This window comes from Dyella mobilis (assembly GCF_016904945.1).
Lineage (GTDB): Bacteria > Pseudomonadota > Gammaproteobacteria > Xanthomonadales > Rhodanobacteraceae > Dyella_B > Dyella_B mobilis.
This window is the reverse complement of the sequence record NZ_JADIKF010000035.1, coordinates 22,524-46,234: the sequence shown is the minus strand read 5'-3', so window position 1 is coordinate 46,234 and position 23,711 is coordinate 22,524. Positions and strand designations below refer to the sequence as shown.

The 23,711-nt window shown below is 55.5% G+C and carries 17 protein-coding genes and 1 riboswitch; of the genes, 9 read left to right on the top strand and 8 right to left on the bottom strand.

What is annotated here, in order from left to right; genetic code table 11:
- Positions 1 to 2: 2 nt before the first annotated feature.
- The 4 genes from ISS99_RS04060 (at position 3) to ISS99_RS04045 (ending at position 6,263) form a co-directional block, all read left to right on the top strand.
- Positions 3 to 809 (top strand): NADH-quinone oxidoreductase subunit B family protein, encoded by an 807-nt coding sequence (locus ISS99_RS04060; RefSeq protein WP_204630311.1) that lies wholly within the window; start codon positions 3 to 5, stop codon positions 807 to 809.
- Complete coding sequence (locus ISS99_RS04055) at positions 799 to 2,781, top strand: complex I subunit 5 family protein (protein ID WP_204630310.1); 1,983 nt, start codon at positions 799 to 801, stop codon at positions 2,779 to 2,781. Before ISS99_RS04060 ends, ISS99_RS04055 begins: the two co-directional genes overlap by 11 nt.
- Positions 2,782 to 2,796: 15 nt before the next feature.
- Positions 2,797 to 4,719: a dynamin family protein gene (locus ISS99_RS04050; protein ID WP_204630309.1), complete on the top strand. Its 1,923-nt coding sequence runs from the start codon at positions 2,797 to 2,799 to the stop codon at positions 4,717 to 4,719.
- Positions 4,720 to 4,949: 230 nt separating this feature from the next.
- Positions 4,950 to 6,263: a HEAT repeat domain-containing protein gene (locus ISS99_RS04045; RefSeq protein WP_204630308.1), complete on the top strand. Its 1,314-nt coding sequence runs from the start codon at positions 4,950 to 4,952 to the stop codon at positions 6,261 to 6,263.
- A 32-nt stretch (positions 6,264 to 6,295) separates the two neighbouring features.
- Here the strand turns inward: ISS99_RS04045 and ISS99_RS04040 are convergent, their stop codons facing one another.
- Positions 6,296 to 6,616 (bottom strand): DUF190 domain-containing protein, encoded by a 321-nt coding sequence (locus tag ISS99_RS04040; protein WP_204630307.1) that lies wholly within the window; start codon positions 6,614 to 6,616, stop codon positions 6,296 to 6,298.
- A gap of 231 nt (positions 6,617 to 6,847) precedes the next feature.
- A riboswitch (Fluoride riboswitch) is annotated at positions 6,848 to 6,909 on the bottom strand.
- 136 nt (positions 6,910 to 7,045) lie between these two features.
- Between ISS99_RS04040 and ISS99_RS04035 the strand changes: the two genes are divergently transcribed.
- The 3 genes from ISS99_RS04035 to ISS99_RS04025 are packed head-to-tail and all read left to right on the top strand — an operon-like array spanning position 7,046 to position 11,937.
- Positions 7,046 to 8,338 (top strand): site-specific integrase, encoded by a 1,293-nt coding sequence (locus tag ISS99_RS04035; protein WP_204630306.1) that lies wholly within the window; start codon positions 7,046 to 7,048, stop codon positions 8,336 to 8,338.
- A gap of 41 nt (positions 8,339 to 8,379) precedes the next feature.
- A complete protein-coding gene (locus ISS99_RS04030) occupies positions 8,380 to 11,421 on the top strand; it encodes a Tn3 family transposase (protein ID WP_204630305.1) in 3,042 nt (1,013 codons plus the stop codon).
- Between the two features lie 21 nt (positions 11,422 to 11,442).
- Positions 11,443 to 11,937: a hypothetical protein gene (locus ISS99_RS04025; protein WP_204630304.1), complete on the top strand. Its 495-nt coding sequence runs from the start codon at positions 11,443 to 11,445 to the stop codon at positions 11,935 to 11,937.
- Between the two features lie 6 nt (positions 11,938 to 11,943).
- On the opposite strand, the gene ISS99_RS04020 is transcribed toward ISS99_RS04025, so the two are convergent.
- Both ISS99_RS04020 and ISS99_RS04015 read right to left on the bottom strand, forming a co-directional pair.
- Positions 11,944 to 12,381 carry a M35 family metallo-endopeptidase gene (locus tag ISS99_RS04020; protein WP_204630303.1) on the bottom strand — a complete coding sequence of 146 codons (438 nt, stop codon included), beginning with the start codon at positions 12,379 to 12,381 and terminating at the stop codon, positions 11,944 to 11,946.
- A gap of 56 nt (positions 12,382 to 12,437) precedes the next feature.
- Positions 12,438 to 13,184 (bottom strand): M35 family metalloendopeptidase, encoded by a 747-nt coding sequence (locus tag ISS99_RS04015; protein ID WP_204630302.1) that lies wholly within the window; start codon positions 13,182 to 13,184, stop codon positions 12,438 to 12,440.
- A 388-nt stretch (positions 13,185 to 13,572) separates the two neighbouring features.
- On the opposite strand from ISS99_RS04015, the gene ISS99_RS04010 reads away from it, so the two are divergent.
- Positions 13,573 to 14,022, top strand: a complete 450-nt coding sequence (locus tag ISS99_RS04010; RefSeq protein ID WP_204630301.1) for a hypothetical protein — start codon at positions 13,573 to 13,575, stop codon at positions 14,020 to 14,022.
- Between the two features lie 4 nt (positions 14,023 to 14,026).
- Here the strand turns inward: ISS99_RS04010 and ISS99_RS04005 are convergent, their stop codons facing one another.
- The 4 genes from ISS99_RS04005 to ISS99_RS03990 all read right to left on the bottom strand — a co-directional run bounded on the left by ISS99_RS04005 (position 14,027) and on the right by ISS99_RS03990 (position 20,749).
- Positions 14,027 to 15,673, bottom strand: a complete 1,647-nt coding sequence (locus ISS99_RS04005; protein ID WP_204630300.1) for a hypothetical protein — start codon at positions 15,671 to 15,673, stop codon at positions 14,027 to 14,029.
- A gap of 237 nt (positions 15,674 to 15,910) precedes the next feature.
- Positions 15,911 to 16,273, bottom strand: coding sequence for an HdeA/HdeB family chaperone (locus ISS99_RS04000; RefSeq protein ID WP_204630299.1), 363 nt, complete (start codon positions 16,271 to 16,273; stop codon positions 15,911 to 15,913).
- Positions 16,274 to 16,706: 433 nt separating this feature from the next.
- A complete protein-coding gene (locus ISS99_RS03995) occupies positions 16,707 to 17,816 on the bottom strand; it encodes an NAD(P)/FAD-dependent oxidoreductase (protein ID WP_204630298.1) in 1,110 nt (369 codons plus the stop codon).
- An 8-nt stretch (positions 17,817 to 17,824) separates the two neighbouring features.
- Positions 17,825 to 20,749, bottom strand: coding sequence for a LodA/GoxA family CTQ-dependent oxidase (locus ISS99_RS03990; RefSeq protein ID WP_204630297.1), 2,925 nt, complete (start codon positions 20,747 to 20,749; stop codon positions 17,825 to 17,827).
- Positions 20,750 to 21,216: 467 nt separating this feature from the next.
- Between ISS99_RS03990 and ISS99_RS23755 the strand changes: the two genes are divergently transcribed.
- On the top strand, positions 21,217 to 21,447 hold the full coding sequence (locus ISS99_RS23755; protein ID WP_369418049.1) for a LuxR C-terminal-related transcriptional regulator: 231 nt from the start codon (positions 21,217 to 21,219) through the stop codon (positions 21,445 to 21,447).
- A 224-nt stretch (positions 21,448 to 21,671) separates the two neighbouring features.
- Here ISS99_RS23755 and ISS99_RS03980 read toward each other — a convergent pair whose 3' ends face one another.
- Positions 21,672 to 23,417, bottom strand: coding sequence for an insecticidal delta-endotoxin Cry8Ea1 family protein (locus tag ISS99_RS03980; protein ID WP_204630295.1), 1,746 nt, complete (start codon positions 23,415 to 23,417; stop codon positions 21,672 to 21,674).
- Positions 23,418 to 23,711: the final 294 nt, after the last annotated feature.

Sequence of the window (23,711 nt, the reverse complement as noted above, 5' to 3'; positions counted from 1 at the left end):
CCATGCCGCTGTGGACACTGCGAGGATTGGGCCAAGGCATTGCGACCACGAACTGGCCGGATCGCCCCGAAGGCGATACCGGTCAGCAAAGCGGTTACGGCATGCCAACCATTGGCGCCGAGCCGTGTCACGATGCCTGCCGCGCGTGCGCTGAGGTGTGCCCGACACGGGCCATCCAGCTCGATACGCGCGACCGCCTCGCAACACTTGACTATGGCCGGTGTATTGCCTGTCAGCTGTGCGTCGATGCGTGTCCCAGCGGCACCCTGCAGACTGGGGCCGAATGGGCTTTTGGAGTCCGCGAACGTGAGGATCTGCGTTGGTCATCGAATCCTGCAACGCGTTCGGAACACGCGCTGATATCGCATATCGATGCAAGCTTCCGCGGCAGCCTACACATCCGCCACGTCGATGCAGGCTCCTGCAACGGCTGCGAGTCGGAGCTGCAGGCACTCGTCAATCCGTTTTACAACTTGCATCGGCTGGGCATCTTTTTCACCCCCTCCCCTCGCGCCGCGGATCTCCTGCTGGTGACGGGCACAGTCACGGCGGCTATGCGCGAGCCGCTGATGGCCACCTGGGAAGCCATGCCCGAGCCGCGGCGTGTACTCGCCTGCGGGACCTGCGCGGTCTGCGGTGGCGTAAGTGCAGACACCTATGCGGGTGGACACGGCGTGGAAGGCATCCTCCCAGTCGATGTGTGGTTGCCAGGCTGCCCGCCGAATCCTGCCGCCATCATTGAAGCGCTTTTGTTATTGCTGGAGCGCAAACCACAGCGTATCCAGAGAGGACGTGTCCATGCGCCCTGAATGGTTAGCGCCCCTCGCCGCGGTGCTATGGCTGTTGTGCCTCGTATTGGCGTGCGCGGGAATCGGACGTGTGCTCGCGCGCGCCTGCCTCGCCGTGGGTGCCCTACTGCTCGCTATCGCCGCGCTCTGGCAATTGCCCCGAGGCATGGCGATGCCCGCGCTCACTACGTCATGGGGGCCGGCCGGCAGCGCACGATTCATGCTCACCCCCGATGCGCTATGGCTACTGCTCTTTGGTGCGCTTGCAGCGTTCTTCGCCACGGCGTTGGGTACCACCTCATTACGGTGGCGCAGTTGGTGTTCCGGCGCCGCATTGTCCATGCTGGGCGCGCTGGGGTGCTTTGGCCTGCAAGATGCCGTGAGCTTCCTGGTGGCATGGGAAGTCATGAGCTTGGGCGGCGCCGTATTGTTGATCGGCGAAAAGCTTGGCGACACCCGCGAGGGGCGCGGTCTGTTTTTCATGCTGTCGTTGTTGGAGGTTGGCGCGGTAGCACTGCTTACGGCCTTACTGATGCTTTCGTCCAGTGCAGGCCACCTCGATTTCGACCATTTCGCCAACGTGGGTGTCGCCTTTGCGACGTGGCGACGCGTCGTTATCGGGGTGCTGCTTCTCATTGGCTTTGGCGCCAAACTGGGTTTGTTGCCGTTCTATGAATGGTATCCCGGCGCCTATGGCCAAGGCAGCGGTGCCAGTGGTGCGATCCTTTCGGGCATCGTATTAAACGCCGCATTCTTCGCCTTGGCGCGCGCCTTCACGAGCTGGCTTCCCGGTGATGTGGCACTCGCGATCATTACCGTTGCGCTCGGGGTACTCAGCGCCATCCTCGCTGTGCTGTACGCCTTCCAGGAAAATGACTGGCGTCGTTTGCTAGCGTTTTCTTCGGCGGAAAATGCCGCTATCGCCGTCACGCTGCTGGGCGCCAGTCAGCTCTTTCGGGGTGAAGGGCTGGATGCGCTGGCCGGTCTCGGTTTTGCGGTGGCACTCCTGCATTTGGCCGGCCATGCCTTGGCCAAGGGCGCCCTCATGTTGGCGGCCGACGGGGCCTATCGCGTAAGCGGCGACTACGAACTCATTCAACGTGGGCTGCTGCGACGCAGCCCTTGGCTCTACGGCATCGGCGTGGTCTTTGCCAGCATGAGTTTGGCGGCGATGCCGCCCCAAGCTGGCTTTGTCAGCGAATGGTTTACCTTCCAGACGCTATTCCAAGGCTTCCACCTGGCAGGTATGCCCGCACGACTCACCTTGTCGTTGGCCGGCGCAGGCATGGCGTTAACCGCGGCCATTGCGTTTGCGACCTTCGTGAAGCTCGCCGGACTCGGGGTTCTCGGTGATGCAACCAAAAAAACACCACTTCCCGGCGCAGAGCGCGGCTATGCATGCGCCACCGGATTACTCGGCCTGGCCGTTCTTGCGCTCGCCGTCGGTATGCCCTGGTGGCTCAGTGCGATCGACGCTGCCGTCCATGCGCGCTTTGCGGATGTGCCGGCCGCCCCTTTACACGATGGCCTGATCCTCGTCCCGCTGACCAATACCTTCGCGTTCATCTCCCCCACCAAGTTGATCATCGCCTGTCCATTACTGGCGCTTGTGCCCCTCGTGCTACTTGGCATGGCACGCCGACGCCATCGCGTGCGCCGGGCAAGTGCATGGTTTGGAGGCCTGCCCAAACCCGCTCATGGCAACACCACACCCTTGGCGTTCTCCAACGCGATGCGTACGTTCTACGGCTTTGTCTACCACCCCACCGACGATGTGGAGCAAGGCCCCGATCACAGCGAATACTTTGTCCAGGAGATGCGTCATACGGCCAGTGTGTCGCCGCTATTCGAAGCGGCCGTTTTTCGTACACCCACCCGGATCGTGCAAAGCGTGGCCAAGGCACTGGGGCCGCTGCAATCGGGACATATGAATATCTACCTAGGCATGGTGGGCGTGCTGTTGATGCTCATTCTTGCACTCGGTCTCACCTAAATTCACTGGCGAGGCATGTTTTCGGACAACCACCGTCGCTATCTCGCTACCGCCTTACGCCACATCGAACGCGAGGTAGGCGAGTCGATTGCGCAACTTCATGGGAATGACAGGGACGCCCTGTTCCACGAGTACCGCAACTTTCCCTCGCAGGAGCGAATCGACGCGTTGGTGGCCCATCTGGCGCGGCTGCGTGCGGTCATGCGTCGTTTCATGGACACGTACCGCATCGACTATCGGCAGGATGATCTTATTGAAGCATCCTGGAGCTTTGAAACCCACCTTGCACTCATACGTAACGCCGTCTACGAGCTTCGTCCAGGTAATTTGCGCGGTTATGGAGAAATAAGTACCGAGGATGAACAAGCTTGCCGCGCGCTATCCGCTGAATTGGTCATGCTTCTCAACACCATGGGCGGCGAGCTCCGCCGTGAGCCGCTGCGTTTGCCATCGGGAATCGATGATGTGTTGCTCGCTGCGTTGACGGAGATCATAGAGCGACATCGTTTGTTCGAGTATCGCAGCCGGCTGGAAGCTCTGCTCGCTCGCGAGCAGGGGGACCGCGTAGAGGTGGCCCTTCTCGGACGCGTCAGTAGCGGCAAGTCGTCCTTGGTCAACGCCCTTCTGGGCCACCCTTTGCTCCCAGTGGGAGCTGTTCCGGTTACAACGGTCGTCACCCGCATTCGTTACGGCGAAAACATCGACATTCGCGCCATGAATGTCGAGGGTGAAGTGGAGGCCATTGCGCCCGAGAATCTGCACGACTATGTCGACGAAGCGGGCAATCCCGGCAATCGCCTTCGCCTGCGCGAAGTGAGCATCCATTTTCCAGCCGCCATTCTTCAAAACGGCGTCGTTCTCGCGGACACGCCTGGGCTCGGCTCTCTTCACGCGCATGCATCGGCCCATGCGCTCGATTATTTACCGCGCTGCGATATGGGCGTTATCGCTATCGATGCGGCAGCGACCTTAATGCCGCAAGATCTGGACATTGTGCGTGCGCTGAGGGATGCCGGCGCTTATTGGCTTGTCGTGCTCACCAAGGCCGATACCGTATCGGGCGACGCGTTGAACCAACAACGTGAATATGTGACGCAAGCGCTTCGTGAGGCCGTGCGAGAGTCCGTATCTGTCCAGGCTGTCAGCATCCAGCCGGAACACCATGACACGCTTCAGGCGTGGCTCGATGATGCATTTCGAAAGGGCCTTCAAAAGACCGCAGAACAAGCCAGCGTCCGACATCAGGGTCGCGTCCTGGACCTGGCCAATCGAGTACGCATTACCTTACAGCAAGCGATTGCAGAACTGCCCGCGCTATCTCCTCCCGAGCATGACGTGGGCGGGCATGCCGACGTTCTGGCCGATCTGGACGATGTTCATCCACGCCTGCACAGCCTGATTCGCGATCTCGCCGAGCGCGGCGCTGACGTCATCATTGAGGAAGTGACGGCGCAAACACCCAGGAACCTAACGCTGACAGCAGAGGATCTCTCCGACCGTGCCGCGGCACTCGCCGACGCCGTGGTCCGCGATGTCCTGGGCGAACTGCGCCGAATCACCCACGACATGAACCCTTCGGCCGTTGCTCAGGTGCTGCGTGGCGCGCCGCCTTTTGCTGCGACGCTTCCGAGCGATTGGCACATTTCATCGGGGATGGGCCTAAGCTTATGGCGTCGCCCCCTATTTCGCCGGCGCCTGCAACGCGTCGTGAGTGACCGTTTAAACCAATGCTTTGACGCGTATGCCAACGAGCTCAATCATTGGCTGGATCAGCGCGTGCGAGAGCTTCGCCATCACACCATGGAGGCGTCAGGGGCTCTCCTCTCGGGGATCCCCACCGATGCGGCAACTCTTAACAACGACCTTGAGCATCTCACCACATTATTAGGCGATCGGACGTGTCAGGCATCGTCATCAATGTCAGAGCGTCCGGGCTAAACCATGTCTGTGCATATCGTTTGCTTCTGTCCGGAGTGCTGCGCGAGAATCGAGGAAACATGTACGTGTTACCCCTACGGTGGTACTGGCATCGAAACTCGGCGGGCGCATCCGCATGCCGCGTCGTTCCACGTGGCACGGCATCATCCACGTTACGACGTTTGTATGGCAGCCGTTGTCAGCCTCCGATATCACCGCAAAGTCGGCGCTGTGATCGGCCATGCCGACGCATGGCAGGCATCGATCCCATGAACGGCCCGAATACCCAGAAGGATACGATCCAGGTCGCTGCATGGCTCGATGATTTGGCCAGACGCGAGATGGCTGTTGAGAACATTCTCGCTTTAGGCCATCGCGCCATTGAACCGTTAGCCCATTACCTAAAACAAGGTCCCCAACCGGTATCCCAACCCCGTGTTCTGGCGGTGCAAATGTTGGGACGTCTTCACGATGCGCGAGTGCCTGAACTATTACGTCAGCTTCTTCGTGCGTATCCCCTTCACGAGCTCCCTCCCGGTCTGGCTGAGTCCGAATACCGGGTCAAGGATGCGGCGATGGGCGCCTTGGTCGTGCAAAATGAGGCCACCGTAGACGATATTTGCTGGGCCATTCAAAGCGAACGATTGCCCTCTGCCATTCGTGCGGCGGGAACGTTGAGGGTGCTCGGGTTGAGGGCATCGTTAGTCGAGCTACTCACCGATGATGTACTGGCGTCGCCCGCTGAATCGGCCCTTCACGCGTTGCGACCCGAAAGCGTCCAGTCCGTGTTAGCCGCAATACAGGCCTGGTTAGACCCTTCCAGCGATTCGCCCCGCACGCGTCTTGCTCTCGTCCGTGCATTTCGATGGTTGGCCTCCATTCACGTTGCCGTAGAAAGAGGGCTTACAGACAAAGCACTGAGCCATGCGTGCTGCATGGTACATAGCGCCGCCGCTCTGGTGATGCCTGACGTAAAGGACACCGCCACCATCGAGGCCCTCTTGCATGGCGTATTAAGCAAAGATCCTATCTTGGCATCGGCCTGTCGTGATCGACTGCAACAAGCAGGACCGCTATTCCTGGAGTCTGGGCTCGACATCCTGCGAGCTAACAGGGAAAGAGACATCTATGACAATGCCCACCCCTCAGATACCTGGGGACGGTATTGGCTGTTGACTCAATTGCTGCAATGGACCGGTGACAATGCCAGGAATTTGCATCGTGTCATGACGGCCGTTTCGGAAGACGAACTCGTCTTTGGCATACATCGGTGGAACACCCCCACGGCAGCCGCTCTCAAACAGTTGATACACCATGCGAACTCGCGAGTGCGCGCCGCCGCCGCCATTGCTGTTGAACGGCTAGACCCCGTTGAGTCGGGTAGCTGGCTCACTAATCGGCTAAGTGATCGTAACTGGGACGTTAGATGGCAGGCGTATACGGCCTTAAAGCACCGCATCACTGCGCGGTATGTCCGCATCTACCTTGCAGACATACCGCTCTCAGCATGGGCCATCAACCCACTGAAGTGCCTTCACCTACTGATGATGTCTCGACGGCCATGACGCTAACGTGGTTAGCCCATCAGCAGGTACCGTCAATCCGTTCCGACGATACCAAATTCCGCGGGGAACTTGGCCCAGAACAGGGGCGCCCCATCCTCATGGACGATGTCGAGCAACTTGCCCGCATCCGTGTCATCCACGATGAATTCCACCAAGACCGTCATGTCACCGGCCAGTTCGAAGAAATGCTGTTCATGCATAACCCCATGACGGCCAAAACCGGCAATGGCCTTGAAGACAGATCCCCCGTGGACGTGAGTCGCCTTGGCTTTCTCCAGGACCCATTCGTACAGCAGCATGCCACGGTGTTTCTGGTTTTCGTGCATGTAGAAACGAAGCGAATAACCCTTCATAACGAGCGCCTCCAATGACGAAGTCAGCCAAAGTGGATCCGAGTATGCTGCGACGCACCACGCCCATTCGCTATGCCGAACCCCATTCGCCCGTCAGCACCCAATGCAATCGGTGTCAGGTAAAAAGAACGGTAAAAGTCGGCGTATTCGAGGGTGCGCGGTACTCGGTGGTCAACAAACAGCGGCCGAGCTCGCGGATAGCGGTCACGCAGCGCCTCCACCCGAAAGCCCGGGTTGGTAGGCATCATCAGCCTCGCGGCGGTTCAGGGAGGTATGCCATCTCCCAAAGAGCGTCTCTAGTTGACCCGTTCGAAGGGATGACGTCAATAGATGGCCCGCGATCCCCCGCGCCGCTGGGATGGCCGGATCGGCATGTCACGTTTTTGCTGAATCTGTAATCCCTTTCTTCCCACCACGCACTCATCGTCTATGCCGTCCCATACCCTTGAGCAGTACCTGGAAGCTGCGCAGCGCGAAAATACGCTGAATAGCTATGCGTCCGACCTGCGGCATTTTGAAATCAGTTTTGGCGGGTTGCTTCCTGCTACGGCCCAAAACATCGCCGACTATTTAGCAGCCTATGCCGCGACACTGTCCGTAAGCACGTTGCGCCGCCGACTCGCTGCGCTCGCGCAGTGGCATCGCGAGCATGGCTTTGCCGATCCCACAGCCGCGCCCATCGTCAAAAATGCCCTCAAGGGCATCAAGACTTTGCATCCGGTCGAACCAAAGCGCGCGGAGCCATTGCAATTGACGGCTATCGCCAAGATCGCGGACTGGCTGGATACGGCCAAGGCAGCGGCAGACGCATGCGGCGATGTCAGCACCGCCCTTCGTCATCGGCGCGACAAGGCCATGCTCCTCTTGGGATTCTGGCGCGGATTTCGGACGGATGAATTAACGCGGCTGGAAGCACAGCACATCAAAGTTGTTCCGGGCCAAGGCATGACCTGTTTCCTGCCTCGCACGAAAGGGGATCGCCAAAACGTCGGAACCACATTTCCCGTACCGGCCTTGAGCCGGTGGTGTCCGGTAACGGCCACACTAGATTGGATGACCGCAGCGGCTATCACCGAAGGCCCTCTTTTCCGAAGCGTCAATCAATGGGGCGGCCTGGCAGCCAAGCCCCTGCATTCCAACAGCGTCGTTCCTCTATTGCGGCGGCTATTCACACGAGCAGGTCTGGCTGCACCGGCAGCCTACAGCGGTCATTCGTTACGCCGCGGCTTTGCAGGTTGGGCCAATGCCAGTGGATGGGACATCAAAGCCCTGATGGAATATGTGGGCTGGAAGGACGTGCAGTCGGCCATGCGCTACATCGACGTACCGGATGCGTTCGGCCAACAACGGATCGAAGCGGCACTTCCTTCCCCTCTCGTTCCTTCCGTGCCGCTCACCCTTCCCTCGCCCAGCATGGCGGCAGCCGCGACACTTCCCACCTTTGCGTTGACGCTGACCGTGCGACTTACGCCCAGGCGTAAGGGAAAGGGCGCCAAACAACTACGCCAAACCATCGAAGGAATATGCCTGGCACCCCATCAGGCCGTCGCGCTCAATCGTGACCGATCCAAATATGCGTTGACGGTCGAGGCGGAAAACGACGTTGTCCTGAGTGAGATCGCCTCCTCACTGATCGAAGACCTGTATCGGATCGCTGACAACCACGATCACGATCTGGACGCCTCCCTTTACGACGAGGTCCATGATCGCCGCTGGGCTTAGTAGCACCTCTCAATCACCTCTACACGGAGACCGTTGATTGTATGACTGCGCCCCACGAAACCAACTATCCCCGCCTGAAGCAAGACATATCCTCAAAAGAGCTTCACGACTACTACACGCCAACACTGGATGAAATGGCGTTCATTCAGACAGTGAGCTCTCAGACACATCGCCGCGTCATGCTGGCCCTGCAGCTCAAAATGTTTCAACGGCTCGGAACATTCGGTCTTCTCAAGGACACCCCCGAGCGCATTGTTCGACACGTCGCCAAATCCCTCAGCTATCAACTCAAGCTGTCTCCATCGGACTTGGATGAGTATGATCAATCGCGTGTACGGCGCGATCACATTGCGAAACTTCGCGATTACTTCAATGTACGACCTCTCGCCGAAGAGGGCCGACTTTGGTTGAAGACAGTCGCGGAAAATGCGGCAACCACCAAGCACATGCTTGCCGACATCATCAACGTCATGGTTGAAGAACTGGCGCACCATCGTTATGAAATGCCTGCATTTCGCATGCTGGATGACATCGCAGCATCCGCACGTGAGGTGATCCACAATGGCCATTACGAAAACATCACGAACGCCCTGTCACCCCATGCAAAGAAGCTGATTGACACCTTACTTGCGGTCGCACCGGGAAATACCTACACCGGATGGCAAGCGCTAAAGCGCGAACCCAAGCGCCCAGGCAACAAGGAAGTGCGCTCCTACTTGCAACATGTCGAGCGGCTACAAAGCCTGGCAGATGCCATTCCAAAAATGGAAATGCCCGTTTCAAAACTCAAATATTTTCGAAACATGGCCCGGGCTCTGGATGCCGGCGAATTAGCGGAGCTTACGCCCGAGAAGCGCTACGCCCTTGCTGCCATTTTTATCCGTGCCCAGTTGGGGAAAGTCCTGGATGATGCGGCCGACCTATTTATACGGTTGATGCAAAACCTGGAGAACGCCGCGCAAAAGTCATTGTTGGCCTACCAGGCTCAACACCTCAAGCGCACCGACAACCTCATTGCGCAGCTTAAGAACATTTTGGAGGCCTATCGCCTGGACGGCACCGACACTCAACGCATCGATGCGATCGGCGATGTCGTCGAGCCAAATGTCTCGCAGCTTCTCGCCGATTGCGAAGAGCATATGGCGCATGCTGACAAGAACTTCCTACCATTCCTGGCAAAGCCTTATGCAAGCATACGTGCACTGCTCTTAAATTGCCTCCAGATCATGGACCTTAGGACGTCGTCACAAGATATGACGATGGAGCGTTTGATTCTTGCAATGGGTCAGCTGCGCTCACAGCGGAAGGAAGTCGTTGAGGTTGCTTCCTTTGGCCTGGACATGGAACGTGACTTTAGCTGGATGTCTGTCAACTGGCGAAGGCACGTGTTCCCGAAAACCTGGGGCGCCGATCGCGCGGGATGGATGCATCGCCGTTATTTCGAGTTAGCCGTTCTTTTCGAGATTAAGAATGAGCTGAAGTCAGGTGATGTATTTGTGCCCGGCGGCGATCGCTACGATGACTATCGTGAGGAATTGGTCGACAACGACACCTTCCTGGAGGAATTGAAGGGGTACGGTGAGGCGGCCGGTGTCGATACGGATCCGGAACCTTTCATCACGGGCCTGCGCGAGCAGCTTAGGGCCAAGTGCCTGGAGGTCGACGCTCGATTCCCCGAGAACATCGATACCGATATCGTTGACGGCCGACTGGTGCTGAAAAAGCTCAAGCGCACAGAAATATCTCAAGCGCTTGCCGCCATTGACCAGTTGATTACTGAAAGACTGGAAGAAACGAGCATCATCGACGTCCTGGTAGACGTGACGCACTGGATGGATATGGATAAGTATTTCAAGCCATTATCCGGCTCGGAGTCCCGCATCAAGGATCTTCGCAATCGAGTGGTCGCAACCTTATTTTGCTACGGCTGCAATTTAGGTCCCACGCAGACAGCCCGCTCAATCCGCGGCCTCAATCGCCGCCAGCACTCATGGCTGAATCTAAAGATGGTGACCGAAGATACCCTCGAACAGGCCTGCACTGATGTCATCAACGCCTACAACAAGTACGAATTGCCCAGCTACTGGGGTAAAGGAAAGTCGGCATCGGCCGACGGAACAAAGTGGAATGTGTACGAAGAAAACATGTTGTCGGAGTACCACATTCGTTACGGTGGATACGGCGGCATTGGCTACTACCACGTCACGGATAACTATATCGCCCTCTTCAGCCGCTTTATTCCCTGCGGGGCGTACGAGGCGGTGTACATTCTGGATGGCCTGATCGAAAACAAATCCGACATCCATCCGGATACCGTGCATGGTGATACCCAGGCTCAAAATTTCCCCGTCTTTGCCCTTGCGCACCTCCTCGGCATCCAATTGATGCCGCGTATCCGTAACATCAAGGACCTTGCGCTGTCCAAGCCGGATACCGACGTCACCTATCAGCACATTCAGTCACTTTTCAGTGAAGGCGTCATTGACTGGGGATTGATTCAGACGCATTACCACGACATGTTGCGTGTAGCCGTGTCCATCATGAAGGGCAAGATTTCAGCCTCGACAATTCTTCGCAGGTTTGGCAATTTCAACAAGAGCAAGCTCTATTTTGCATTCAAGGAGCTCGGCCGCGTCATACGCACACTGTTTTTACTGCGTTACATCGATGATCCTGAAGTAAGGAGGGTCATTCAGGCAGCCACCAACAAGAGTGAGCAATTCAATAATTTCGTACAGTGGGTGTTCTTTGGTGGCATGGGAATCATTCGTGAAAACGACCGCCATGAGCAACGCAAGATCATTGCCTACAATCACCTTGTAGCAAACATGGTGATTTTGAACAATGTCGAGCAGATGTCGCGCGTGCTTGAGTTGCTAAGGGATGAGGGCATTGAGATCAGCCCTGAGGTCCTAAGCGGCCTGTCTCCCTACCGGACCTCACACATTAATCGTTTTGGCGATTACACCATTGATACAGGGAAAGCGATTATTCCCATGGACTTTACACGCCGTATTATCAAGAACGCGGACACGGTGCCGGAATCCGATCGTGACGACGAGGACGACGCCGTTAGAATTTAAAGCCCCGAGGCGGCTGACGCATTGATAGCACGCAGCCGCCTCTCCTCGTCTAGGCGAGTACCTACCGTCAAGCTTCGGCGTGGCAGCGGTGATCATCATCATTTCCAGGAAATCGACCGCAGCGCCTACATCGGCGTCCGGGCGCGCTGGTACGACATGAATGGTGCCTGCGGTCACCAGGCGCTCGCAGGTAACAATGGGCACGTTAAGATCCTGCGCGGCGACCTCCCGACCGAGGCGGACACCAAGGGTGCCGCCGAGGCCGAACTGGCACGTGTAAAGCGCGGTGCCGCCACCTTTACACTGGATCTGGCAGTCGGACGCCCGGACATCTTTCCGGAAACGCCGATCCAACTCATCGGATGGCCCGTCACCATCACCACCTACGCTTGGATCGTGGCCAAAGCCACGCACGAGCTCGATGGCAGCGGCGGATACCTCGCGTCATTGGTATTGGAAAACAAGGCCGCTGCCACCGATCATGTCGCCGTAGACGTTGGCGACGGTTGGCTATGAGAATGCTTATTGCAGATTCGTTGGGTTTTCGTAGAAAAACTCCCAATTGTCTGCGTTGTACCGTGCCTCATGAATATTTGAAGCTGCCAACGCTGCTGCGGCGGCAGTACCGTACGCATAATCGCCCGTTCCATTGATGGTAATTGTTTGCGTCTGACATGCCACGCCATCGTTGGGTAATGGCTCGCACCCATTCTCCTGGAATGAATAGGTAAAGTGAGTCAGCTCATGGAGAATCGTGCCTCCTTGCGAATCTGCACCAGTCGTCCCAAGAGTGAAATATTTTTGGCACAAATAAATTAAAAATGGAGTAGACGTAGTGGAATGCGCTGCCGTGTCAGGACTCCACCCATCACAGGCATCACACGTCAAATTGATCTCGTTACTTTGCAACTTGAACGTCATCGCTGCGATGGCCCATAGCGGCATGACGTGATCGGTCATGACACCCGTGTAAGACGAATCTTCAAAGTCCGTTCCCAAAATTTCCCCGTCATTACCTAACCAGTATTCATACCAAGCAGTGGGTATCCAGTTACTAACACCATTTGACCATTGACCATAGTGTTGCTCCAATTATTTTGTTCATAGGTCAATCCTGCGTTAGCAAGGGTATTTGCCTCCGCCAAGGCTGTCGTAACCACTGACTCGTTGTCACCGCAAGATGACGCATCAGCCGGGTTAACGAACGCACCTCCATTAGTCTCGTAAGCTTTTTTACCCTGGAGAAGGCTTCCGCTTATTTCGATCTGAAGTACGTTGCTCACACTATGCGCACCTGCTAGCCACGGCGTCGGCGCGGCGTCGGTCTTTCCAGCTTTCGGCGGTACCGCCGAAAGGTCTTGATTGTAAGTAACGGTGTAGGCGCCCGCTTTCAGTGCATAGTCTTTGGAAAGGTCAACTGACGCGCTTACAGACTGACCTGGCCCAAGGTGAATAAAACTGTCCGCCGTCATTCCGACGAACTTAGCAAAGCTCCCAGTGTAGGGAACTTGAGCACCATTCGCATCCTTGATTACAAAAAGATCATTTGGAAGCGCTCTACCAGCTGCAACAAAGGGAGACTTCCACTTCAATACTTCGACTGGCGCGCTCCCATCGTTAGTCAACGTGAGAATGACAACACCCGTTTGCTTATCGGCTACCTTTGTAGGCTCGGACAATGTCACCCTTAGTGAGTCATCCGCATGTACAACATCAATCATCCCAATCAGCATCGCAATCGCAAATTGCACGTAGCGCTTCATACCGTCACCCTCCATTCCGTGTTCCATGGGTTCAGTTAAAAATGAGCACAACCTTGCGCGAGCCATGGTGTCCACGAATTTGTCAATGAGTTGTGAAGTCGCGTTCCAGATCGGCTTCAATGAAGTGAATCGCATCATCGTCTGCACCGGACCGCCTTCCAATAGGCAAACCTCGCTCCCTGGGCCTTGCACGCAAGGGATCGTCCCCGAACATCACTTCAAAGCACAGCCAGTAAATGTGCAGGAAACGTGAAAGCAACACTTTGGCGAGTCCGCAATAAATCATTAACCTACCGACCCTAACTTCCTTCATTTCTGCATACACATTTCCCCTGTTAAATTCCATTTTGTCCGGTAGATGGTCTACCGGCTTTTAAAGGGGAAGCCTATGTCTTGCGTTTATGGAGTTCGCAAAGCACTACTCGCCGGTTTTGTTGCCCTCGGCTTGACGTCTACGGTCTTTGCGCAGACTTCAACGCCTGCTACAGGCTTGGGCCAGGCATGGCCGAACGCCGCCGATGTCAGCGCGAATCCTCATTGGCATGTGTATGTGTTTTATCTCAACGGCGTGGAATACGTTCAGGTCAACGACCTAAACGGCACGGTGCATGCGGCGATTGGCACGGCCAGTGGCACAACGATTGTATTGCCGGTAGGCATTGATGCACAAAATGTCACCACGACAACATCTTCAACGACGTCATCATCTGCAACGACCATTTACAGTGACAGCACCATCACAGTCACTGCGACACCACAAAGCAATGGAGCAACAAAGTTCACTGCTCAAGAGGCTTGCCAAGACCCGTATAACTGCGGTGGATCAGGCTCATCGTAAGCGTTCAGTCCACCCACAAACGTAGAGGTTCGACTTCATCATCGACCTCTGCGCCCGCTCCTGCGTCACGGAGATAAATGGTAAGCTGGTCACAAGTCATCTGCGATCGGGCATGCACCAATCCATTAAAAACGCTTGCGAAATCCGCTAATTGCTCACGATCAAGACCAATAGCGCCGAGCCTCGGAGCAAGGTGGTTGCGTTCGGATAATCGCAGAGCCGCTTCCGCAACATCGCGTTGCGAATAAAATCCATGAGCCCTCAATACAACCCATTTCTTTCCGTTCGTTTCACCACCGCGCAGCGTGAGGCTTATTCGCGTGCAATGCCATTTCTCACTAAGAAGCACAACTGCCTCGCAAGCACAGCGATAAGCCCCCGTTAAAAGCGCAGGCGACATTCGGATAAATCCACGCCCGGTGATGTGACACCGATAGGCAATACCTGCCTCATCTAGCGCACGCGCAATTGTTTCATTGAGTGCGGCAGGAAGCCCACGCTCTCGCCAAGCCAAGGGGTGAAGACTTTCTGCCAATTCATAGACCTTTTCTTGAGTCGTCTTCACCTGCTTGGCATACGTCTGGTGATCTAGACCAGGGAGGAGTCGCCGTAATTGATCGATGAATTGGCTATTGCTTATGTGCAAACCACCAGCCAAACGCTCCAAAGCAATAGATACCTGACGCCCACGGCGCTCGCTCGTAAGAAATGTCTGTCGAGCGATTCGTTTCATGGTGACATCGCCGCGCCGTAAGCGTTCCTCTTGGATGCGTTGAGCCGTAATGCGAGCCCCTGTCGCCAGTAAGAGGCCAATCGCAAGCATCACAGGCGCCTGCACTTCCAGAATCTTCGCTTCAGGTCGTGATTCCGTGAGAATACAGACGCATGCAGCCGCAAGTGCTCCACCCACGGCCGCCGCTCGCCATCCGTGCTTGAGTGTCAACCACGCAACAGGAGCAAACATAGCCATTCGGGCCACTTGCTTAACGTCTTCGTCGTGACTACGCAGGACCGCATAGGAAAGAAGGGCAAGCGACGGCACTGCAAACAGCACCATATCTAGAGTGAGCTTGCTCCCCAACATATGCTTCATTTGATCGCGCCAGCCCCATTTGCGAATGTCAAGGCTCATCAACAGAACGATGGGGACAATACCAATGATGGCAATGCAATTTCCTATCGCATAGCCGAGAGCCATGATGGGTTGAGCGTCGAACTGGTTGGGTATGTGCACAAAGGAGATCGACAGGTAGTCATAACCGGTCGATACGAGCGTCACGATCAATGCGCACTTAAGCAGCATCTTGACGTCTATGAGGCGCTGCGCGGGAAAAATACCAGACCTGCGAAACCACCACACGACCGGCATCGCTGGTAATATCGGTGGAACACTGCGAATAGCAACAAAGCCCGCTCCCAATGATGACAAACAAGGCAGCACTTCATACGCATTGGGGATAGCTTCGGCCACCAGCATGGCAGGCCAATAGCGGTAGGGCATTAGCAGTAGCGAGGCGAGACGGACGGCCGTCCGGATCTGCCAGTGCGCATTTGAAATGGGGTGCACGGCGATGTAAACGAACGCGTACGCCAAGGCAACCACGACCTGAAGTAGCCATTCGCGCCAGCGAGCCCCTGTTCCTTTCCCCATGCTCCGTGCCCCTTTAGCGAGATATGGCGACGTCTCTTAGAATTTTCCGATATAGGCCGCATAGGCACCGGCCACCCCACCACAATGGTTGAATGGCGCGTGTGAATTCGTTGTGTAACCCCCACACCGCACGATTTTACGGAACATAGACGTCACGACCACTTGGAAGTCTTCCCTGCCTTTCCTTTCGCTGACGCGGGGGCAAGTTGGCAGCAATCCGAGCCGTGAGCACCTACTTCAGTTTGAATATTTTATCTCGTTTCTTCTTTGCTCAATCCAATCGTTTACCGCGTCAAAGAGCGTCACTGTTGGCTTGGCTTTGCAATAGTCGTCATAGAAAGCGCGAATGTCTTCGACATCGCTGGCGTCGGTGACCACGCCATCGGACACCCTGGCTGATAGATAGCCTTCCGTCCAAGCGACCATCACGTCCTCCGACGCGCTATCTCGACGCGCTCGAGCACCGGTCCATCGAACACAGGAAAAATCGCCCACCCCGTGATGCGTGGCATCGCGGGAAAAAACCTGATTCGCAAAAACGCCCCCTACCGCCATCATCAGTAGTAATAACAAAGATCCCGCAATACTTGCGCGCATCATGCAGCCCCCTGTGGCTTTGCAATGCCTTTTGCCTTCTCCTTAACTCCAACCATAACGCGAATTTTGATTTAGATTTAATCCTGTTATCGAACAACGACGGTCGTCGGATTGACCACGCTCGACAAGCTGTGGTTCGTGGAGGGCATCACCGTGATGATAACTTGCACTAATGATCTCCCCTTCTCCGATCATTACTGTGTTACCCACATTTTACCTCAAGAATCCCCTCACAAATTCTTCGCGTGGAGTCCCTTTATTGAGACTATGCCCCGCATGTGAAGACATACCATCCTGTCCCAGCAGTGCCGATTCGGCAGAATCGAAATACGACTTGAATCTCGACTCTTCTACGCTCATTACGGTACGCCTATTTATTTGCATTCGGATTAGCTAATTCATCGGAGCCAACATGTAACAAGCCACGGTTTGACGGTCACATCACCCCCGTTCGACGCCTCCAAAAAGGCAAATGCTGCCACCTCGACTCAAGTCGATAACATCCCGCGAGATGCTCCGTGTATAAGCGCCAAATGCTATTCAACTGCTCCCTGTAGTTCTCGAATGAAGCATTATCATCAGAAGCATGGCAACGGTAAATCGCGTTTGCGCCAGAAAGCCCCGTGTAAAGCGCATTGAACAGACCCATGGATGACAAGGGATCGACAGCCATCGCAGCATCCCCCACCGCTAGCCATGCAGAATCGACGACGTTTTCCTGTATCACGCTGTGGGCAGCGCAAACACCATGATGCTCCGCAGCCTGAAAGCCGCAGTCAACCAAATATCTAGCTAACGGAGCATAGTCGTGCGCACGCCGGAGTAACTGTTGACGGGAACGTAGGCTGCGTGCGGCAGGAAGGTCTGCATCGGTATAGAACGCGAGAATACGACCATGTCTTGGTAGGGGCGAGGTATACCACCAGCCCTCGCTCTCCGCATGCAGTTCACCACCGCCGATTTGGTCGGAAGCTGGTACGGTATCGGTCCCGTAAATCCAGCCACACGTCAAGCGATCCCGGCGTCCGTATCTCGCGCCCAGGCGACGACCAACTACGGCGCGTCGACCACTGGCATCGACTACGAATTTTGCTCGCGCCATAAGCGGACGACCGCCGCGTTCGAGCGTGATACACCAAGACTTGTTGTCGCCCGCGCGCCCGAATTCGCGCACGGTCGTTTCGTCGATGACCGCTACCCCACGTTGTACGGCCATTTCGCGCAACCAGATGTCGAAGCGTTGACGGTCCAGATACCAACCGTGACCATCCAGATTGCGCATCTCATCCTGCTCCAAGAGTGCGCTACCTCCCCAAGCACTACGCATCGTCCGATAAGGAAGATGCTCTTGGGCGATAAACGAGTCGTACAGCCTCATATCCTGGAGCAGACGGTTAGCGGCTGCAGGTAGACATTCACCAATGCGCATGCCTGGGTTACTGACTTTATCCACAACTAGCACGCGCATGGATGACGCCAGATTGAGGGCTGTGGTGCAGCCCGCGGGACCAGCACCCACAACCAACACATCAGCCTCCAGCTCCATAGCGCCTCTTAGCTTCGCAATCCATTCGGGAAGCGTCGCACCTTCTCGATCGTCATGACGTCTACGGACACGGCACTTACTCGCGTTGCGGCACCTACTTGCACCCTTACGGTACCGGGATCGTGCCCCTGTTGCGCGCCATGTCCGGTCAAATCGACATCGTGGATCGGAACGTGCTGATCTTCGACTTCGATGACGCCTGGGAAATGATTATCGTCACTGGGCCCTTGATGCGACTCGACCACTCCTAGATGATCAAAATGTTGAATCATATTGTTGATCTGGTGCGTGTAGCTTGTCGAACCAAGCGGCTCGATCCAGCTCGCACGGTTGGCGAACGCAGCCAGTCTCTCCTCGAGTGGACGCTTGGAGTCCATCACGATCTTGTAGTTTTCCCGCGTAAGCACCTGGTTAGGAACGCGTGCTGCCCAAAATGTGGGTAGATAAGGATCATATGACTTGTCATAGCCTGAGCGGCAGCTTGCAGTATCGGTCTGCCACGGCACAGCCATCCATCGCGTAATACCCCCAGCTTGCTGTCCAGCCAGAGCGCCGTTGGGCAGATTGAGATCGTCACTGGTAAACACTTCGCCGGGCTCCGGCGCTATCCATTCGTCCGGCGCATGCTTGAAGCGAAACGGCGCCATGTACATCTTTGTCGAACGAACTGGCCATGTCATCTCACAGCCAGGATGAAAGGCATCAGCCAGGCAAAATTCCAAAGCCGCACGAGTCAGCATATCCCCACGCTCTTTCAGCGGCACATGATCTATATCGGCTGGCAGCTGGCGCTTGGGGTCGTAGTCTTCGATAAAATCTCCCTGAGCCCATTGCGCCAGCATGGCAAGTTGGGTGGCAGTGAGCGCACAGTTCTGCCGAGGTGTTTGCGCAGCCGGAACCGCCATTGCATCGCCGTATACCCACGGCCAGGGTTTTGGGGACCAAGCGTCGATATTGTCATTGCGAAACTGATTGGCAACGGTACGCCGAATCTCTACATAAGCACCGCTCGCACTCGATAAAAACGTCAGGGTATCTGAACTGGTCAGATCGACGGCCCCTTTCCAACCAAATCCAGCGGCAAACCCAGCGTTGACCCATTGCAGGCCGTTCAGTCGCTCAAAGAGAGGCAGTATGTCGTGAGTAAAGCTTGGCCTCGCTGGCGCCGGAAGCCAACCCGCGTTAATGGCCAGATCACGCATCAGGTCCCACATCGTGCGCACCGATTTACGTTGTGGACCGTAATTGGGTGGTGCCACCACAACCCAGGCCGGAACCACTGTCACGGACTGACCATCATAAGTGACCGTTGCGGTAACAGGCCCATCCGATACGTCATCATGCCACCCCTCATTGTTGGCGAAAGTGATCGCGCGGCTGCCATCGTAAGACGCTGATACACCATGCCCGCCGAGCACGACTAGATTGCCATCTTCGTCGGTCAGGATTTCGCCCAGATACATGCGCTTTCCCATGAATTCACCGTCGTCAAAACGTTGCGCGGCCACATTTTTTCCGTATATGGTGCGCCGTTTTGGCGTAATGGCAAGCTTGGCGCGATCACTGACCGCACTGTTACGCAATGTTGTTGGCGGCGCCGAAGCTGCTTCAGGAATATCTTGTGCAAGCTGAAATCCATACCAACTCGCTTTGGTGTTAGCGAGCTGCACCTTCCATTCAATATCTGCATTGGAGGCGTTGAGTTCCTTGACGATTTCCCCCTTGGCGTTGACGCCATAAAGGCGAAACCTAGCAGCCTGTCGCTTGAGGCGTTTCTCGCTATCGCGATAAAACCCTGGAGCATGGGGTGGCGGTTCGCTGACCTCCGGCCCGATAAACCAGTCCGTCGGACTCGATCCCACGCGCGCGATACCGATTGACGGATAGATGACCGCATTGACAATGCACGTGTCTTCTTGTGCAGCCGCATGACCCGCCACACGCGGTTTGGAAGGATCTTCCAGGCTTTGTCCGTTCGCCTCATGCCGCGCCCTCGCGCCTGCGGCATAGACCAGTTTGCGGGCTTCAGCAATGGAGCCAACGGGCCGTTGCACATTCGGAACGCGCCAGATGTTGAGGCTCAACCCCTGCCCATACTCGGCTTGCCCTCGTATCGTCACGTCCTGGCGCGGAAGAACCAGCGTCGCCACCTGCATAAAACGACTTTCCGATTCCGGCCATTCGACCGTCGCCTCGTCAAGCGGCATGGTCTTCTCGTTGGTGCGCAACTGAACCATCAACCGGAAACGGTATTCCCGCTCGGCCAAGCGACGGCGAAAGTCAATGGCTAAGTAATCGGCCTCATTGTTGGGTACGTTCTCCGGCAACGTTTCAGGCTCCAACCGATATTTCACATATCGGTCTTCTCCCGCATGAAATGGAAGAATCGCCCAATAGGTGGCAGTAAGCGTACTGCCCTCCACCTTGGCCATCTCGTCGAGGATCTTTGCCGTCTTCGGATGGTCCTTCAAGTAACCGGGATAGTCTTTCGCCACGACGCCGGCATAAGTGAAGGCCAGCATATCCTCCGCATTGTCAACGAAGAACACAGGGTGGTTTTGCATGATTAAGTCGGCGGTGTTGCCGTCATCCCCCAGCGCCTTCAGACCGGTCACACCGAAAAGCTTGATGCCGATACCCAACGTCGATGTGAGATCGGGCGACATGGGTGCCGTATCGCTCGAGAAGCGCACCCACGCATCAAGACCTTGGTGCTCGAATATGCCAACCCTCAACGACGCTGGAATCGTCGGCAGCACTTCAAGGCGTCCATGTGCGACGCCATGCAATTTTCGAAAGACGGCACGCTCCGCCGGTTGCTCCCCATTGCGGATACGGCTCTCCTGAGCGACACCGACAAAAAGTTCCGCAAGGCGCTCAGCAGCTTCTCCAGGCCGTGAAAAGCATTTCGGCATATCTTCCCGCTCTTCCATATCCTTCCCCTCTTGGAATATCCATGACAAGACAAGTACATCACGGAAAAAAACATGTGATCCCATGCCCAAATCGCTCGCGTCATCCGTATCCTGGTGAAACGTAAATCATGAGACTCAGCGTACCGTGCAAACGAATAGATGCGTCGCCAGCTTCGCGGACAGTGCGACCAACCACATCCCCAACTGTTAATCCTGGGCTTATTTCAGGGGTCGTTTGGAGGGGCAGTCGCACACAGCCAAGCATCCGAAGGATTGCGGTGGCCAGCAGAATCGCTGACGTAAGCATGCAAAAGCGATTCTTGATTCGCTAGAACGCAGTACCCTCTATCGCTCCATTTAAGCCGATACGAAGATTTTTTTTAGGCGCGCACAAGCCGATTGCCAGACTACCCTCTGGCACATTTACTTGATTTTAATCCCCTTCCTTCGATTCCCCGAATTGCGGCTACAGGCAATCACAGGCAATGTGCATAAAATGTGTATGCACAGCGTATCCTTACACCAGTATGCGCACCCTGGAATTTCCCTTCCTTCCTACCTGCCTACTCACCGGACACCTCAATAAGCAGATCGCCATGGATCTTGGTGCAGCGGAAAAAACCATCAAGATCCATCGTTCGCGAATCATGCACAAATTGGGCATACGCTCGCCAGTCGAACTGCTCCGCTTTCTGGAACGGGCCGACCTACACTAGAGTGTAACGACCCAGCAGTTCATACACAGGTCAGACCGCTAAAGCATACGCTAGCGCGGACGTCCTAATGCCAAGCGCCTAGCGCGAACGATGGTGATTGAAGAATTGAATCCCACCACCAATCACGCGCATGGCGTTATGTTCGGCTTCAAAGCAACGCGGCGCGCTCCTCTCCGCAGATGCGGCGCGCCACGTTGTCGTTACTTTACTCGTTTCTTATGCGATCACGGATGACTTTTTTTCAAAGACTCCCAGTATCGCTTTCGGTAATCCTCTAACAAATATCGGCTTTTGTGGCCATCGATCGCTTTAGCCAAGCGCTGACGATCGACCTCGGAATACCTGGTTCCGGTTGATTCGGCGCCAATATTTGTCAGGTCATCCACGGATAGTTCTACCGGACTTGTGACATAGAGCAAAGCAATTTGCTTGGAGGTCGGCGCCAAAGTGGGATCCTTGAGGCGACACGAGAACATCACGCTACCGATGCTTGTCTGACCCTGCCTTTTGCGGTTATCCCACAGCTTTTTGACATGCGACGGGCAAAAAATATTCACCAAGGCATGCCCGGGAGGCGCGATCCAGGCTTCGGTCTTGTAATCGAGCATCTCTTGGCCGTAAGAGTCTTCGTCACCAAAACGGTTCGATGCTGCGGGATTTCCTTCTCGAATAAAATTCATCGAACTGATCAGGTAGCCACCTGTGACATCTCCCACGTTGGAACCTAAGTCAAGGTAGTGTCCGATGTGCACATCGATCTTGATGACTGGTCCGCCAAGCCTCGGATCGTTGAGGTCCAGGTTAAAAGTGGCGTTCGGAACTCTATCGGTCGGCCCACTCGCCCCTTCTAGCGCCAATTGGGTCGGAAAATCCCAGTGATTGCGGCCCTCATTATCGCGATAAAAATCCATGCCGCGGCCGGAAATGTAACCCAACTTCCGTCCCAGCGGCGTGGTCATCGGAGCAGGTACGGAAGGCACGACAAGGAGGTCTTTGTACCCAATCAGGCCGCCGCTGTCACCCACGCTTGGCACGCCATAAGGGCCGTACCACAGCTCGCGCGTCAGCGCTGGGCGCTCTCTATTCGCATGTGCTTGAGTCGGATCCTGAGCGCTTTTCCACAATTCTCGAAAATCACGTACCTGTAACGTGTAATGGTTTTCCTTGTCATTGAGTTCGCGCTGCCCCTCCCACGCACCGGTCGCGATACCGCTACCCTGGGCACTCCAAATAAAGGGAACGCGAAGATCCACCCACTCTTCTTTCGCACGTTTATCGCGCTTGCTTTTGAATTCTGCCGAGGCTTTAGGAAGTGTGTCATCGACATATTTCGCGTATTTGTCCACAGCCTCTTTCCAATGAGTGCGGTAAATACCAATCACGCCATCGTCGAGGCCATATATCTCTTTTGCATTCTTGGGACTTATATAATCAGCGAGAAATGTCATGTGTAAATTTGCAGCCTGCACATAAAGCGGCAGCACTTTCCATCCCGTATCCGCACTTGCTCCGGTAAATGTTTCAATAAGTATCTGGAAATGACCTTGGATCGCGGTGGCTTGCATACGGAGTTCCTCCCGCAGACCCTTTAAATCATTGGGAGATTTTTTTTCATCTATCCCCTTTTTGATTTGCTGGATCGTTAGCACATAGTCGCCGAGGATGCCGTGCAAGCCGTCGATCGTTTGCTTTAACATTTGCTCATAGAACAATTCAATCTTGTCATCAATGAGTTCCGCCAGTCGGTCCTTGATTTGGTCCCACGTAGAAGGTTGATGGATAGGCCAAAGAAGTCCAATAAATGCTGAGAGCCAGGAGCCGACGTAGGGTATTTGCGACAACGCTGTGCACAATAAGACTTTGATGTCCTCTTCCACGTTCTGAAGTGGACCGTTTTCGTCAAGCGCTACAAGCGAACTCGTAGGTGCTATCCCGGCGGGTCCAAGTTCTGTGTTCGTATCGATTTGCATGATGCCCCCTACTTGGTAAGGATGGGTGGAATTACATGAGTGTGCTTCGTGTGACGCATTCCGCCACACATCCGACGTGTTTCTGGAACGTTGCGCTCCAGACAACCCCTTGATACGGTTGATCCAAGGACAAGGGCAAACCTTGTTCGTTCGCTTCCAATGCGACCCTCATCTTTGCTTTCCTTTCTGTAGGAAGTCGCCACCTTCGGCCGTTCTCGGTGGTACCGCAATCCCAATAATTGGGGGTTCGCCTCGTGAATAAATTCATCGAAATTTCACTTCGTGAGTGATAGG